General features: G+C 66.9%; 14 protein-coding genes and 1 tRNA gene. 7 read left to right on the forward strand and 8 right to left on the reverse strand.

Going from position 1 to position 14,322, the window contains the following annotated elements; all coding sequences use genetic code 11:
* Positions 1–29 precede the first annotated feature (29 nt).
* Positions 30–974, reverse strand: coding sequence for a hypothetical protein (locus tag D7316_RS25680; protein ID WP_232017081.1), 945 nt, complete (start codon positions 972–974; stop codon positions 30–32).
* Positions 975–1,049: 75 nt separating this feature from the next.
* A complete protein-coding gene (locus D7316_RS25685; RefSeq protein ID WP_124710772.1) occupies positions 1,050–2,567 on the reverse strand; it encodes a zinc-dependent metalloprotease in 1,518 nt (505 codons plus the stop codon).
* Between the two features lie 99 nt (positions 2,568–2,666).
* Here D7316_RS25685 and D7316_RS25690 point away from each other — a divergent pair, with 99 nt between their 5' ends.
* A complete protein-coding gene (locus D7316_RS25690) occupies positions 2,667–3,707 on the forward strand; it encodes a YlbL family protein (RefSeq protein ID WP_124710773.1) in 1,041 nt (346 codons plus the stop codon).
* 65 nt (positions 3,708–3,772) lie between these two features.
* Here the strand turns inward: D7316_RS25690 and D7316_RS25695 are convergent, their stop codons facing one another.
* Positions 3,773–4,399 carry a PPA1309 family protein gene (locus D7316_RS25695; protein WP_124710774.1) on the reverse strand — a complete coding sequence of 209 codons (627 nt, stop codon included), beginning with the start codon at positions 4,397–4,399 and terminating at the stop codon, positions 3,773–3,775.
* Between the two features lie 278 nt (positions 4,400–4,677).
* On the opposite strand from D7316_RS25695, the gene D7316_RS25700 reads away from it, so the two are divergent.
* Positions 4,678–7,653 (forward strand): UPF0182 family protein, encoded by a 2,976-nt coding sequence (locus D7316_RS25700; protein WP_124710775.1) that lies wholly within the window; start codon positions 4,678–4,680, stop codon positions 7,651–7,653.
* 94 nt (positions 7,654–7,747) lie between these two features.
* Here D7316_RS25700 and D7316_RS25705 read toward each other — a convergent pair whose 3' ends face one another.
* On the reverse strand, positions 7,748–8,032 hold the full coding sequence (locus D7316_RS25705) for a hypothetical protein (RefSeq protein WP_124710776.1): 285 nt from the start codon (positions 8,030–8,032) through the stop codon (positions 7,748–7,750).
* A 226-nt stretch (positions 8,033–8,258) separates the two neighbouring features.
* Between D7316_RS25705 and D7316_RS25710 the strand changes: the two genes are divergently transcribed.
* Both D7316_RS25710 and D7316_RS25715 read left to right on the forward strand, forming a co-directional pair.
* On the forward strand, positions 8,259–9,506 hold the full coding sequence (locus D7316_RS25710) for an MCE family protein (RefSeq protein WP_124710777.1): 1,248 nt from the start codon (positions 8,259–8,261) through the stop codon (positions 9,504–9,506).
* 111 nt (positions 9,507–9,617) lie between these two features.
* A tRNA-Met gene (locus D7316_RS25715) sits at positions 9,618–9,691 on the forward strand.
* A 50-nt stretch (positions 9,692–9,741) separates the two neighbouring features.
* On the opposite strand, the gene D7316_RS25720 is transcribed toward D7316_RS25715, so the two are convergent.
* The 4 genes from D7316_RS25720 to D7316_RS25735 form a co-directional block, all read right to left on the reverse strand.
* A complete protein-coding gene (locus D7316_RS25720) occupies positions 9,742–10,275 on the reverse strand; it encodes a hypothetical protein (protein WP_124710778.1) in 534 nt (177 codons plus the stop codon).
* A gap of 88 nt (positions 10,276–10,363) precedes the next feature.
* Positions 10,364–10,633, reverse strand: a complete 270-nt coding sequence (locus D7316_RS25725; protein ID WP_124710779.1) for a DUF4235 domain-containing protein — start codon at positions 10,631–10,633, stop codon at positions 10,364–10,366.
* Complete coding sequence (locus tag D7316_RS25730; protein ID WP_124710780.1) at positions 10,633–10,908, reverse strand: DUF3618 domain-containing protein; 276 nt, start codon at positions 10,906–10,908, stop codon at positions 10,633–10,635. Before D7316_RS25730 ends, D7316_RS25725 begins: the two co-directional genes overlap by 1 nt.
* Positions 10,905–11,303 carry a phage holin family protein gene (locus D7316_RS25735; RefSeq protein ID WP_124710781.1) on the reverse strand — a complete coding sequence of 133 codons (399 nt, stop codon included), beginning with the start codon at positions 11,301–11,303 and terminating at the stop codon, positions 10,905–10,907. The genes D7316_RS25730 and D7316_RS25735 overlap by 4 nt, the downstream gene beginning before the upstream one ends.
* 89 nt (positions 11,304–11,392) lie before the next feature.
* On the opposite strand from D7316_RS25735, the gene D7316_RS25740 reads away from it, so the two are divergent.
* The 3 genes from D7316_RS25740 to D7316_RS25750 all read left to right on the forward strand — a co-directional run bounded on the left by D7316_RS25740 (position 11,393) and on the right by D7316_RS25750 (position 14,318).
* Positions 11,393–12,004 (forward strand): MSMEG_1061 family FMN-dependent PPOX-type flavoprotein, encoded by a 612-nt coding sequence (locus tag D7316_RS25740; protein WP_124710782.1) that lies wholly within the window; start codon positions 11,393–11,395, stop codon positions 12,002–12,004.
* 56 nt (positions 12,005–12,060) lie between these two features.
* The gene (locus tag D7316_RS25745) at positions 12,061–12,309 is read left to right on the forward strand and encodes a DUF2630 family protein (RefSeq protein WP_124710783.1); all 249 of its coding nucleotides are present in this window, start codon (positions 12,061–12,063) and stop codon (positions 12,307–12,309) included.
* A 128-nt stretch (positions 12,310–12,437) separates the two neighbouring features.
* Complete coding sequence (locus D7316_RS25750; RefSeq protein WP_124711583.1) at positions 12,438–14,318, forward strand: propionyl-CoA synthetase; 1,881 nt, start codon at positions 12,438–12,440, stop codon at positions 14,316–14,318.
* Positions 14,319–14,322 lie beyond the last annotated feature (4 nt).

Consider the following 14,322-nt stretch of genomic DNA (forward strand, 5'->3'; position numbering starts at 1 on the left):
AGGATAGAGGACGAGCGACCCAGTCCGGGTCACCCGGCCACGGCGGTGATCGGCCGGCAGTCGCAGAGTGGATGTGGCGGCCAGTCGGTGATGGTGAACCGTGCCGGATTCGGGTGGAATTCCAAAGCGCGATCGAACAATTGAGGTCTCGGTGCCGCGCTGTCGCCGGACCACAGCGCGCCCGCCAGCTGTTCGATCTGCTCCTGCGCCAGCGCGGCGGTCCCGCGCAGGGTCGCCGCGCTGGCGTAACCCGGCTGGCGGACCATCTGGGCGGCGAGCAATGGCCAATCCGGTTCCAGTGTTGCCCGATGATGGTCGGCGCACCGGAGGCAACTCGACAATCCGGGCAACACCAGGGGGCCGATCACGCCGACACCGTCGCGCACCCGCACCTGGAGGTGGGCGGTACGGGCGGCGTTGAGCGCGTTGATGATTGCCGGATCGTGCACCAGGAAATCGGTGAGCACGACCAGATTGGCGTCCCACCGGTCGACCACGGCAGACGACGTCGGCCTGCGTGTCGACCGGCGCGGCACCATGCCGACCTCCGACAGTGCGGCGGTGAGCAGGTCCGCGAGCGGCCCGCGTCCGTGGATACGGATCCGCAGGGTCGACGATGACCGGCCGTTGTCGGTGGGGACCGCCTGCCCGGCGGCGGTGAGTTGTCCGATGATGCCGGCGAGGTCGAGGGGTGTCAGGCCGATCGAGCGTGCACGTCGCACCATCTCGGCTCGTGATCGCGGCCGGGTGAGATCACGGAGCAGTCCGGCGACGTCCGCGGCCCGGACCGGGGGAGTGAGGTCGATGATCAGGCTGCGATGCGGATCGCTGCCGACATGGACCCGGTTGCCGGGCCGGACCAGCACCGGGGTACCCGGGCGGACGAGAGGCAGGCTGACCGGCAGCCCACCGATGTCGGTGACATCGGCGGAACCTGCGCCGGATCGGAGCTGCCGGGCACTGCGTTCGGACATGGCGTCACTCTGCCACCTGCCACGGCGACCGGACGGCGCTCGCGGGAGTTGTCCACAGGCCGGCCCGGCCTGTGGTCAGTGAGGTTGCGGCGGGTCCTCGTCGGTGTCACCGTCGGGCCGGCCGTCGGTGCTGTTCTCGCCGCCGCCTGTGTCGCCACTGTCCTCGCCCGCGGACTTCTCGGCGGCACGCTCCTGCGCGAGGGTCTGCTCGAGTTGGGCGATCGGGTCGTCGAACGAGCTCGCCCCACCGCCGATGACGCCGTCGATGAAGGCTGCCGGGTGGTCCAGGTCGCTGCTGTCGGGCATCAGGTCCGGATGGGCCCACACGCCGTCGCGGGTCGCGACATCGCCGGCCTCGAGCAGCTGTTGCCAGAGCGCCGACGCCTCGCGCACCTTGCGTGGGCGCAGTTCCAGGCCGACCAGGGTGGCGAACGTCTGTTCCGCGGGCCCACCGGAGGCGCGTCGACGGCGCATGGTCTCGGTCAGCGCCACCGAACTCGGGATGCGATCGTCGAGGGCCTTGGACACCACCTGCTCGACCCAACCCTCGACGAGCGCGAGCAGCGTCTCGAGTCGGGCGAGTGCCGCCTGCTGTTCGGGAGTCGTGGTCGGCTCGAAGGATGCGGACGAGCCGATCAGTTCCTCGAGCTTGGACGGGTCGGACAGCAGCTGCTGTGGGTCGACACCCTCGGTGAGATCGGCGATACCGCTGAAATCGATGCTGATGCCACGCGCGTACTCCTCGACCGTGGACAGCAGACGCTGGCGGAGCCAGCCGACGTGCGTGAACAGGCGCACGTGAGCGGCCTCGCGAGCGGCGAGGAAGACGATGATCTCCTGTGCGGGCTGCTCGAGACCCTCGGCGAACGAGGCGATCGCCTCGGGCAGGAGCACCGCGACCCCTTCGGGTGCCAGCGGCAGGCCGACGTCGGTGGACGTCAGCACCTCCTTCGCGAGTTGGCCGAGACCCTGGCCGAGCTGGGTGCCGAAGGCCATCCCGCTCATCTGGGTGAGCATGCCCATCATCGGGCCGGCGAACTGGGCCGCCTCGGCGGGCAGGTTCTGCTCCCAGGTCTTCGACAACTGACTCGCGACGGGGTCGCACAGGCGCTTCCAGGTCGGCAGAGATTCCTCGAGCCATTGCACCGGTGTCCACGCGACCGACTTGCTCACCCCGGCGGGGAAGTTGGTCACGTCGTCGAGCCAGACCTCGGCCAGGCGCACCGCGTCCGCGACGGCCTGGGTCTCCTTGTCCAACACGGGTGTGAACTTGCCGATCTGCTGGCGCGCCAGGTTGGTGGCGACCTGGTAGTTGACCGGTCCGCCGCCGGAACCCGCGGTCATGCCGGAGCCCATGCCGCTGAGCATGCTGCCCAGTTGCGAGAACATCTGGCCGAGCTGGGACGGGTCGAAGGACGAGGGGTCGAAGCCCTCGCCGCCGGCAGAGAACCCGAAGGGGTTCTGTGCGCCACCGGGATTGCCGGAGGACCCACCGGTGCCGCCGTCGTCCCCGCCGCGCTTGTCCTTGCCGCGATCGTCCCTACTGCGATCGTCGTCGTCGGACGGAGAGAACCCGAAGGGCAGATCATTCATGCCTCCACGGTACCGCTCGGGTATCGCCCGGTCAGGCTCGTGGCGTTCGCCATGAGCGTAGGCGACTCACTGTCGCGGGGGTCCACTACTCTGTGCGGAATGAGATTGCAGCCCGGGCATCGTCGGATCGCCACCGTCGCCGTCACCGTGCTGGTTTTCGTGGCGCTGCTGTTCGTCGGTACGACCGTCCAGGTTCCGTTCGTCGCGCTCGGTCCGGGACCGACCGTGAACACGTTGGGTTCGGTCGACGACAAGTCCGTTGTCGACATCACCGGTGTGCCGACCGACCCCACCACCGGCAACCTCAATCTGACGACGGTCTCGGTGACCGACGGGATGTCGCTGTTCCAGGCGCTCGGGATGTGGCTGTCGGGGACCTACACACTCGAGCCGCGCGACCGGCTGTTCCCGCCGGACCGCACGCCCGACGAGGTCCGTGAGCAGAACCAGCAGGACATGACCGGCTCCGAGGACAGTGCCACGGCCGCGGCGCTGCGTTACCTCGACCGGCCGACCAAGCTCGTCGTCGCGGGCGTCGCGACCAATGGTCCGTCGAACGATGTGCTCGAGCAGGGTGACCAGGTCCTCGCGGTGGGCGGGAAGCCCGTCTCGACGACCGCCGAGATGCAGGCGGCGGTGAAGGGCAATCCCCCCGGCACCGTGGTGCCGATCGAGATCGATCGCGGCGGCCGGAAACAGACGGTGTCGGTGACGCTGACCCCGCGTCCCGACGACCCGAAGGTCGGCTACCTCGGCGTCACACCCGAGGTCGTCAACGCCGACCCGGCACTGAAGATCACCTACAACGTCGGCGACATCGGTGGGCCGTCCGCGGGCATGATGCTGACTCTCGCGGTCATCGATCGGCTGAGCCCGGGCGAACTCACCCACGGCAAGTTCATCGCCGGTACCGGGACGATCGACGAGGACGGCGAGGTCGGACCGATCGGCGGCATCACCCACAAGACGCAGGCTGCCCGCGATGCCGGGGCGACCGTGTTCCTTGTTCCGCAGCGCAATTGCGCGGAGGCGGCCTCCGATGCGCCCGACGGACTCACCCTGGTCAAGGTGGAGAACCTGCAGGGGGCCGTCGATGCTCTGGACGACCTCGGAGCGGGCCGACCCGCCCCACACTGCTGACGCCGGTCACTGCTGACCCTGGTCGGCTGGGACAGGGTGTCTCGGTCGCGCCGCCCGCGGACGCTTCAGGCGTCCGGATCGTCGAGGGTCTGCGCGAGCGCGAGGCGCAGATCGGTCCCGAGGTCGGGATGGGTGAGCAGCTCGATCCCGACCCGGGGGTCGTCAGCCGCGTCGGGCCGCAATTGCAGCAACCCGAGGCTGCGACCGTCACGCAGGGCGCCGACGACGAGCCGCGCCGCGCGTCCCCCGGGATGCGCCTGCGCCGACGCGCGGGCCGCCGCATCGGCGGCCGTCGGATCCTCCGGCGCACGCAACATCGCCTCGAGCGCGGAATCGAGGTCCGGCTCCGCCTCGGGTGGGAGTACCAGGATCTCTTGCACGAGTGCTGCCCCCGCGACTGTCGGCGGCCAGCTCGTGGTGGCGAGGATGCGTTCGAGTTCGACCCCGCTCTGCTCGCCGTCGGGCAGGGCGACGGAGTCCTGGGCGATCGGACTCAGTTCGGAGTCGTCCTCCGGATCGACCAGACCCGGCTGGGTCTGGGCCAGACTCGCGGTGGGCACCAGGGCGAACAACATCGGTGGCTGATCCCAGCCGCTCGCGTCGACGAACTCGACGATGTCGCGCAGGGCACTGCCCAGTGCATCGGCCGAGAGGACTTCCGGTCCGGCGGCTGACGTTGGCTCATCGGTCACGCATCCATCTTGCCGCGCGGACCGACGTCACGTGCCGGATCGTGCGTCACACGGGCCGGATCGACGTGACGTGGAACTCACCCGGGGGCCGATCGTTGCCGCTTCGACGCACAGGCTCGCTGCCGGGCGCGTCGCACGAGGAAACGGGTCGTCGCCCAGGCGGTACGGGCGTCGGGACCGGTGGAACACCGGCCAGTACAGTTGGGTGCAGTTGGCTCGGCGGCTGTCGTCCGGGTCGGGCTGATGCCCGGAATGAGAACTTTGGAGAGTGGGTCCAGGTGGGCGTACGAGGGCCGGCAGGCATGCCGACACTGTCACGCAGGAGCAAGATCGCCATCGGCGTCGGCGTGGCCATACTGATCCTGCTGTTGGTCGGCCCACGGCTGGTCGGGATGGCAACGGACTGGCTGTGGTTCTCCGACGTCGGTTACACGCGGGTGTTCTCCACGGTGATCTGGACGCGCGTCGTCCTGTTCGTCGTCACCACACTGGTCGTCGGACTGCTCGTCTTCGGGGCGATCGCGATGGCGTACCGGTCCCGGCCGGTGTTCGTTCCGGCCTCGGGACCCAACGATCCGCTGGCCCGGTATCGGGCGACGGTCATGGGACGCACCAAGTGGTTCGCCATCATCCCGTCCGCATTGATCGGTGTGCTCTCCGGATTGGTGACGCAGGGGTCGTGGGCGACGGTGCAGACCTTCCTGCACGGGGAGAGCTTCGGCATCACCGACCCGCAGTTCGGGCTCGACATGAGCTTCTATGCCTTCGATCTACCGTTCTATCGGCTGATCCTCAACCTGTTGTTCGTGGTCGTGGTGGTGGCGTTCCTCGCGAACCTGTTGACGCACTACCTGTTCGGCGGGATTCGCCTGGGGGGCGGCGGCACCTCGCCGTCGATCTCGACCGCCGCCCGTATTCAGCTCGCCGCGCTGGCCGGCACCTTCCTCCTGCTCAAGGCGGTGGCGTACTGGTTCGACCGGTATTCGCTGTTGTCGAGCGAGCGCAAGCAGGAGATCTTCACGGGTGCCAGCTACACCGACATCAACGCGGTGCTGCCGTCGAAGCTGATCCTGATGTCGATCGCCATCATCTGTGCGCTGGCGTTCTTCGCCGGCGTGGTGCTGCGCGACCTGCGTGTGCCGGCGCTCGCGACGGCGCTGATGCTGTTGTCCGCGCTGGTCATCGGCGTCGGTTGGCCGCTGGCGATGGAGCAGTTCTCGGTCAAGCCCAATGCCGCGCAGAAGGAAGCCGAATACATATCCCGCAACATCGCCGCCACCAAACAGGCGTATGGCATCGGTGACGATCGCGTGACGACGCAACGGGACTGGACGTCGCAGCCGGTGACCCAGTCCACGGTGAACGCCGACGAGCCGACGCTGTCGAACATCCGCATCCTCGACCCGAACATCGTGTCGCCGGCCTTCACCCAGCTGCAACAGCGCCAGAACTTCTACGGCTTCCCCGCTCAACTGGCACTGGACCGGTACCGGATCAACGATCAGCTGCGCGATTTCGTGGTGGCGGTGCGCGAGCTCGACCCGAGCCGGTATTCGCCGCAGCAGCAGAACTGGCTGAACAAGCACCTGGTCTACACGCACGGCAACGGATTCGTCGCCGCGCCGGCCAACCGCGTCAACGAGGCGGTGTCCGACGACACGAACAACGTCGACGGTGGCGGCGAGCCGTTCTTCTTCGTGAGTGACCTGAGCAATGTCCAGAGCCCGGAGTACAAGGCGAATGCGCCGATCAAGGTGACCCAGCCGCGCATCTACTTCGGTGAGCTGATCGCCAAGGTCGATCCCGACTACGCCATCGTCGGATCGTCCGACGGGCAACCGCGTGAGTACGACACCGCCGAGACCAAGTACACCTACGGTGGCGATTCCGGTGTCTCGCTGGGCAACTGGTTCAACCGGTTCCTCTATTCGGTCAAGTACGCGGAGCGCAACCTGCTCCTCTCCGGTGAGATCAACAGCGATTCGAAGATCATCTACAACCGGGACCCGCGGGACCGTGTCAAGCAGGTCGCGCCGTGGTTGACGGTGGACTCGAAGACGTACCCGGCGGTCATGGCCGACGGGTCGATCAAATGGATCGTCGACGGCTACACCACGCTCGACGCGTACCCGTACGCTCAACGCACGTCGTTGCAGGCGGCGACCGAGGATGCGCAGGAGCTCAATCAGGGGCAGACCGGTCGCACGCAGATCAACCGGCAGGTCTCCTATGTGCGCAACTCGGTGAAGGCGACCGTGGATGCCTACACCGGCAAGGTCACCATGTATCAGTTCGATCCGAACGATCCGGTGCTCAAGACGTGGATGAAGGTGTTCCCGGGGACGGTGCAGTCGCGCGCGGAGCTCGACAAGAAGCCCGATCTGCTCGATCACGTCCGCTATCCCGAGGATCTGTTCAAGATCCAGCGGAGTCTGCTGTCGCGTTACCACGTGACGAATCCGCAGACCTTCTTCCAGGCCAACGACTTCTGGTCGGTGCCCGCGGATCCCACCACGCCGGACGCCGAAGCACGCGGGCTCGACCAGCCGCCGTACTACTTCGTCGCGTCGAGTCCACGCGACGGCAAGTCGTCGTTCCAGCTGACGTCGGTGATGACCCGACTCAACCGGCCGATCCTGTCCGCGTACATGACGGTGTCGAGCGATCCGGCCAACTACGGTCAGATCACCATCAAGGAGCTGTCACCCAACACGCAGCGGGACGGCCCGAAGCAGGCGTTCAACCCGATGCAGACCGACAGTCGGGTGGCCGACAGCCGGAAGAGTCTGGAGAACACCGCCGACGTCACGTTCGGCAACCTGCTGACACTTCCGGTCGGGGACAACGGAATCCTGTACGTCGTGCCGATGTACGCGCAGGCGCAGGGTCGTGAGGCCACCTTCCCGCGGCTGTTCCGGGTGATCACCCGCTACGAGGGCCGGGTCGGCTACGCGGCGACGACGGCCGGTGCGCTGCAACAGGTCGGGATCGATCCGGGCCGCGCGGCGATGGTCCCCGACCTCGGCGATGGTCAGGGCGGTACCGACGAGAACGGTGATCAGCAGCAGGTGACGCCGCCGCCGGCACCCGGACAGGGTTCTGCCGAGCGTGACGCAGCCGTCAACGCGATCAACGATGCGTTGAGTGCGCTGAAGAACGCGCAGAGCACGGGCGACTTCACCGCCTACGGGCAGGCCCTGGATCGGTTGAGTCAGGCTGTCGCGCAGTACGAGTCGCTGCCGGCAGGCAGCTGACGCCGACGTAGGTGACCGAAATGCCGTGGCGCACCAGTTCGCTGGTGCGCCACGGCATTTCTCGTGATCAGGACGGGCTCGGTGTCGCCAGGACTCACTCGCGGTAGCGGTGCATGTACCGTCCGAGTTCGTTCTCGGTGCTGTCCGGCAGGATCGGACTGTGGTGATGGCGATGGGTCAGTGACAGGAAGATCGACACTGCTCCGGTGAACGCGGTCACCATCAGCAGGCCGAAGATGATCGCCGGTATGACATTGCCGCCCGCCATCGACACCAGCCAGAGCGCGGCCATGGCGAAGCCACCGAGCACCAGCAGGAACCCGATCACGCTCATCGGATGGTTCCCGTGACTCTCGTGATGCGGTAGATGAGGTGCCATCTCTCCTCCTCGAGTTGTCGGTAGGCTCAGACTACTCGTTTGTGACCAATGTCACAGATGAATGGCTTGTGCGGGCGGCCTCGGCGGTGGGTTGAGCGTGACGCAGCTCATCCTGATGCGTCCGTACCCGGTCGGCCACGTTTGTCTGTCCGGCCGACTGACTCGTCAGTAAGGTGACGTCGGCGCCCACCGGCGCCGATGTTCGTCGGGGAGGGCGATTCACCACATGCCACCACTGTCACGATTGGCGCGGATCCAGATCGCCGTCGTCGTCATCCTGGGTCTGCTGGCCACGGCGTATGCCGGCTATCGATACGTCCACGTCGAGCGAGCAGTCGGACTCGGGATCTACACCGTGACGGCGTCGATGAAGGAGTCCGGTGGCATTTTCACCAATGCCGAGGTGACGTATCAGGGTGTGCCGGTGGGTCGGGTGGGTGCGTTGACGCTGACGAAGGATGGCGTTGATGTGAAGCTGGAGTTGAATTCGGGTGGTCCGGAGATTCCGGCGTCGGCGGTTGCGGTGGTGGCGAATCGGTCGGCGATCGGTGAGCAGTATGTGGATTTGCAGCCGACGTCGTCGGAGGGTCCGTTTTTGTCGGATGGGTCGGTGATCACGAAGACGTCGGTGCCGCCGCCGTTGGAGGATGTGGTGGCGTCGGCGATTGATTTCACGTCGTCGATTCCGATTGATGATCTGCATACGGTGATCACGGAGTTGGGTAAGGCGTTCAATGGTCAGGGTGAGAATGTGACCCGGCTGGTGGATTCGTTGTCGAAGTTGTCGCGGTCGGGGTATGACTCGTTGGATCAGACGATTTCGTTGATTCAGAATTCGAATGTGGTGTTGGCGACGCAGGCGGATCAGTCGGATGCGATTTTGTCGTGGTCGCGGAATCTGGATCTGATCACGGCGACGTTGGCGGCTTCGGATCCGGATTTGCGGCGGTTGTTGACGACGGGGACGGCGTCGGCGACGCAGATCTCGGCGTTGCTGCAGCAGTACGGCGGCGACATCTCCACTGCCGTAAGACAACTGGCCGGCACAGTCCGCGCGGTCGCGCCGACGTCGTTCTCGATCCGCCCGACGATCGCGATGCTGTCGCAGCTGTCGGCCAGCAGTCACGCGACCGCGCCGGGTGACGGTCAGATCCATTTCGGTGTGGTGCTGGAGACGAACAATCCGGCGGCCTGTACACGTGGCTATGAGAGTACGAACGCGATGATCCGGGAGATGAAGCGCAAGGACCCGTCGTTCGACATCCATTACGACGAGTTCCCGTTCAACACGGATGCACGGTGTTCGGTACCGGTCGGAAATCCGACCGGAGTGCGCGGCGCGGCTCGCGCCGCGCTCGCGAATCCGGCCATGCGCCAGCCCTGGGACGGTGTCGCCAAGAAGGACCCCGACCGCTTGGATCTCAATCCGCTCGCGCGTCAGCTCGCAACGCTGATGGGGGTGCACCCGCAGTGATCCGCACGCGCTCCAACGTGTCCGCCGTCACAGGTGTTTGCGCAGGTCGCAGGTGGTGCGGGAGGCGATTTGCATCTGTCGCGAACGGGTGTGTAACGTTGTGTTCACCAACGCGGGGTGGAGCAGCTCGGTAGCTCGCTGGGCTCATAACCCAGAGGTCGCAGGTTCAAATCCTGTCCCCGCTACGATAGACAGCCCTGACCGGCAGATCGACAAATCCGGTCAGGGCTGTTTGCTATCTCGGGGCTGGTGGCGGCACGACATCCGGGTGGGCCGATTGCGCACGCCGAGGCGTCATCGTCACGAACCAGGCCTCCTGGACGCCCAGGATGACGATCAGACAGATCAGCAGCCCCTCGAACTCGATGGGCGTCAGGGCCAACCCGAGCGCATCGGCGAAACCCGGCCAGACGGCACCGAGGGCGATCGCCAGGTACAGCGGTATGCCGAGGACCCCGAACACCCACGGCAGGATCCTGGAGTCCGTGAGCCGGGCGAATTGCCGTGCCAGTAACGCGACGCCGAGCGCGCCGAGAACGCCCGCGACCGTGAAGGCGAACCGCCAGATCGCCGCGATGTCCGGTGCCACCTGCGCGAGCAGTGAGACCGCGGCCGGGATGACGAACTGCAGTGACACCAGGTACGCCATGTATCGGCCGGGACCACTCGAGCCGTTCAGGTCGTCACGGTCCTTGATCGCCACCCACCACAGCCCGAGCAGGGTGAAGTTGGTCGCGGCGACGACCCCGTAGAAGGCGGACTGGTCCATGCGCCGACGATAGTCCCGTCAGCGGTCGACGGTTCGGTCGTTCGCGCAGCTCAGGACCGCCCGGCCGGGGGCCGAGCGGGCAGAGGGGTCAGGCGGGGTCCTCGTGGGTGACGGCTTTGTAGCCACGGGCGCCGGCACGGTCGATCGCGGCGCGCACCAGACCGAAGATCAGGCCCTGGACCGCTGCGCCCGCGAGCACCTCGGTGTTGCTGCGCCGCAAGTCCTTCGGATCGGGCGCGGTCGGCTCGTCGGCGATCCGCTTCCAGATCTGGCCGAAGACGGCACCGGCCACCACACCGCCGAGGATGCTCGTCACGAGCGACAAGGGCTTGTACAAGGTTTTCGACACCGTGCTCATCAGGACGTCCTCCTCCGCTTGACGATGATCAGGCCGACGACGGCCGCGCCGGCCACCGCAGCCGTCACCAGCAGCGATCGTCGGTTTTCTCGCGCTTTCACCTGCGCGGTGTGCGCGGTGTCCGCGGCCGTCTCCTTCAGTCGGGCCGGCACGTCCAGTTTTCGGCTCAGGGCATCCACTGTCTGCGCCAACTCCTCGCGCTGCTGCTGAACCGGAGGCAGGTCATCGGTGACGGCCGGATCGTCGATCTCGCCCGGCACGTCGGGGCCGGTCATCGAAGATGCTCCTTCACCATCGCCACGTCCTGCTGGACGCTCTCCACGGTGTGTTGTGGTGCGGGTGGGACGGCCGCCTGCGCGCGCCTGCCACCGATCGCGGCGACCACTGCACCGATCACCACGAGGATCGCGGCGACGATGAGGGCGGCCGCCCACGCGGCAATGGCGTTCGCCAGACCCAGGACGGCCGCCGCGACGAGTGTCGCCGTCCCGAAGAACACGAGCAGCGCACCCACCCCGGATATCCCGATCCCCACCCCGAGTCGGGTGCCCTTGGTCCGGACCTCGTCGACGGCGTCGCGGATCTCGGTCTTCACCAGATCGGTTGTCTGGCGTTGTAGCCGTTCGACGAGCTGCACGGTGGACAGCTCGTCGGGTGGGGGAGCACTCATGATCATCTCCTCGTCGCGGTGGACTCGACAGTGGCCGGATACCCGAGGTCGCCTTGGGTAAACCGCCGGCGTGATGCCACCATGAACAGGTGGAGATCACGACCGAGGACCAGTTGCGCGAGATCGTCGGCCATCCGCATCGGACGGTGGTCGAGAAAGTCCGACCGCAGCTGCATCGTGTCCACATCGACTGGCTGAAACACTCTCCGATGGTCTTCCTCGCGACCTCGGATGCCGAGGGCCGGCTCGACGTCTCGCCCAAGGGCGACCCGGCGGGCAAGGTCGTGCACGTCGTCGACGACCTGCACATCGCGATCCCCGAGCGGCCCGGGAACCGTCGCGTCGACGGATACCTGAACGTGCTGCAGAATCCGCACGTCGGGGCCATCGCGGTCATACCCGGTCGCGGCGACACCCTGCGGGTGAACGGCTCGGCGCGGATCGTCGACGACGGGGACTACTTCGACGACCTCACCGTCAACGGGCAACGGCCGATCCTCGCCGTCGAGGTCGAGGTCGAGGAGGTCTTCTTCCACTGCTCCAAGGCGTTCCTGCGCTCAGATCTGTGGCGGCCCGACACCTGGGCGCCCGATGCGTTGCCGAGCACGGCCAAGATCACCAAGACGCTCATCCCGGAACTCGACGAGAACGAACTCGAGAAGGCGTTCGAGGAGACCGAGTTCCGCAAGTGGCTCTACTGATCTCCGACTGACCGGTTCCAACTGACCGGACGCTGCGGCGCGACTACCGTGGACCCATGGCCACGGACAAGTCCATCCACACTCACATCACCGAGCTGATCTCCGAGGAGCACGATCTGCGCGACCGACTCGGGCGCGGCGAGATCACCCGGGCGGAAGAGAACAGTCGACTCCAGGCACTCGAGATCTCGCTGGACCAGTGCTGGGACCTGCTCCGCCAGCGCCAGGCCCGACGCGACGCGGGCGCCGATCCCGACGACGCCTCGGTGCGGCCCGCCGACGTTGTCGAGAAATACCTGGACTGAGCCGCTCGGCGCCCGGAGTCGACCGGCCGCCGCATCGTCGGCGAAGCAACGCCGTGGCAACGATCACATGGCTAACGTCGTAGCGGTGTACAGCACCGTCGGCGGGACGGGTGAGCGAGAGGGACGTGATGGGTCGATACAGCGATGCGTTTGCGCAGGCGAGGGATGACCGAGAGGGATTCTGGCTCACCGCGGCCGAGGGCGTCGACTGGGTCGTGCCACCCACGCGCGCGCTCGACGACACCGCGGCGCCGATCTATCGATGGTTCCCCGACTCGACCCTGAACACGTCGTACAACGCGCTCGACCGCCACGTCGAGGCCGGCAACGGTGATCGCACGGCGCTCATCTGGGATTCGGCGATGATCGGTGAGACGCGTACCTACACCTACGCCCAACTGCTCGAACAGGTCTCGCGATTCGCGGGCGTGCTGTCGGCCAACGGGGTCGGCGCCGGTGACCGCGTGGTGATCTACATGCCGATGATCCCGGAGGCGGCGATCGCGATGCTGGCCTGCGCACGGATCGGTGCGGTCCACTCGGTGGTCTTCGGAGGCTTCGCCGCCCCCGAGCTGGCCACCCGCATCGACGATGCCGAGCCGGTCGCCATCGTCACCGCGTCCGGCGGGCTCGAACCCGGCCGCACCGTCGAGTACCTGCCGATGGTCGCGCGCGCCGTCGAACTCGCGGCGTCGAAACCGGCGACCGTCATCGTCCAGGACCGACCCGAGATCGGTGGCAGTGCAACCGATCACGACGGCTGGCTGGACTGGGATGCGGCGATGGCGGACGTCGCACCCGCCGCACCGACACCGGTCGCGGCCACCGACCCCCTGTACATCCTCTACACCTCCGGCACCACCGGAAAGCCGAAGGGCGTGGTACGCGACAACGGTGGCCACGCCGTCGCCCTGACCTGGTCGATGGCCAACATCTACGGCATCGAACCCGGTGACGTGTGGTGGACCGCGTCCGACGTCGGCTGGGTGGTCGGCCACTCCTACATCGTCTACGGCCCGCTGCTGGTGGGGGCGACGTCGGTCATGTACGAGGGCAAACCCGTCGGAACGCCCGACGCCGGCGCATTCTGGCGGGTGATCGCCGACCATCGGGTGAACGCCCTGTTCACCGCGCCCACCGCGATTCGCGCGATCCGCAAGGCGGACCCGGAGGCGACCGAACTCGCCAAGTACGACACGTCGTCGCTGCGCACCCTGTTCGCGGCGGGGGAGCGGTTGGACCCGGACACCTTCGAATGGTCGAGCGGCGTGCTCGGTGTCCCGGTCGTCGATCACTGGTGGCAGACCGAGACCGGCTGGGCGATCGCGGCGAATCTACGTGGACTCGAACCGATGCCGCTCAAGGCCGGTTCGCCCACCGTGCCCGTCCCCGGTTACCAGGTCGGTGTCGTCGACGCCGAGGGCACCCTTCTCGCGGCCGGGGAGGAGGGCAACATCGTCATCGAATTGCCGTTGCCGCCGGGCACATTGGCGGGGTTGTGGCGTGACGAGGAGCGGTTCCGCAAGTCGTACCTGTCGGCGTTCGACGGCTATTACCTGACCGGCGACTCCGGATATGTCGACGCCGACGGGTACGTGTTCGTCCTCGGTCGCTCCGACGACGTGATCAACGTCGCCGGCCATCGTCTGTCGACGGGCAGTATCGAGGCCGTCGTCGCATCGCATCCGGCGGTGGCCGAATGCGCGGTGATCGGCATCCACGACGATCTCAAGGGGCAGCGTCCCAGTGGCTACGTCGTACTCAAGTCCGGCGCCGACATCGACCCCGACATCCTGCGAGACGAGTTGGTCGCGTTGGTGCGCAACGAGATCGGTGCCGTCGCGACGTTCCGGGACGTCACCGTGGTGCCCGCGTTGCCGAAGACGCGATCCGGAAAGATCCTGCGGAAGACCATGCGGCAGATCGCCGACCACGAGGAGTACACCGTGCCGTCCACCATCGAGGACCCGGACGTGTTGTCGGAGTTGGCCAGGCAACTCGGCGGCTGACCTC

Origin of the sequence: Gordonia insulae, from assembly GCF_003855095.1 — a bacterium.
Taxonomy (GTDB): Bacteria; Actinomycetota; Actinomycetes; order Mycobacteriales; family Mycobacteriaceae; genus Gordonia; species Gordonia insulae.

Excerpts from the sequence above, each read along its gene's own strand:
- D7316_RS25705 (WP_124710776.1), bottom strand. The coding sequence starts at position 8,032 with ATGGCACCTCATCTACCGCATCACGAGAGTCACGGGAACCATCCGATG.
- D7316_RS25725 (WP_124710779.1), bottom strand. The coding sequence starts at position 10,633 with ATGAGCACGGTGTCGAAAACCTTGTACAAGCCCTTGTCGCTCGTGACG.
- D7316_RS25710 (WP_124710777.1), top strand. The coding sequence starts at position 8,259 with ATGCCACCACTGTCACGATTGGCGCGGATCCAGATCGCCGTCGTCGTC.
- D7316_RS25735 (WP_124710781.1), bottom strand. The coding sequence starts at position 11,303 with ATGAGTGCTCCCCCACCCGACGAGCTGTCCACCGTGCAGCTCGTCGAA.
- D7316_RS25730 (WP_124710780.1), bottom strand. The coding sequence starts at position 10,908 with ATGACCGGCCCCGACGTGCCGGGCGAGATCGACGATCCGGCCGTCACC.
- D7316_RS25745 (WP_124710783.1), top strand. The coding sequence starts at position 12,061 with ATGGCCACGGACAAGTCCATCCACACTCACATCACCGAGCTGATCTCC.
- D7316_RS25685 (WP_124710772.1), bottom strand. The coding sequence starts at position 2,567 with ATGAATGATCTGCCCTTCGGGTTCTCTCCGTCCGACGACGACGATCGC.
- D7316_RS25690 (WP_124710773.1), top strand. The coding sequence starts at position 2,667 with ATGAGATTGCAGCCCGGGCATCGTCGGATCGCCACCGTCGCCGTCACC.
- D7316_RS25720 (WP_124710778.1), bottom strand. The coding sequence starts at position 10,275 with ATGGACCAGTCCGCCTTCTACGGGGTCGTCGCCGCGACCAACTTCACC.
- D7316_RS25680 (WP_232017081.1), bottom strand. The coding sequence starts at position 974 with ATGTCCGAACGCAGTGCCCGGCAGCTCCGATCCGGCGCAGGTTCCGCC.
- D7316_RS25750 (WP_124711583.1), top strand. The coding sequence starts at position 12,438 with ATGGGTCGATACAGCGATGCGTTTGCGCAGGCGAGGGATGACCGAGAG.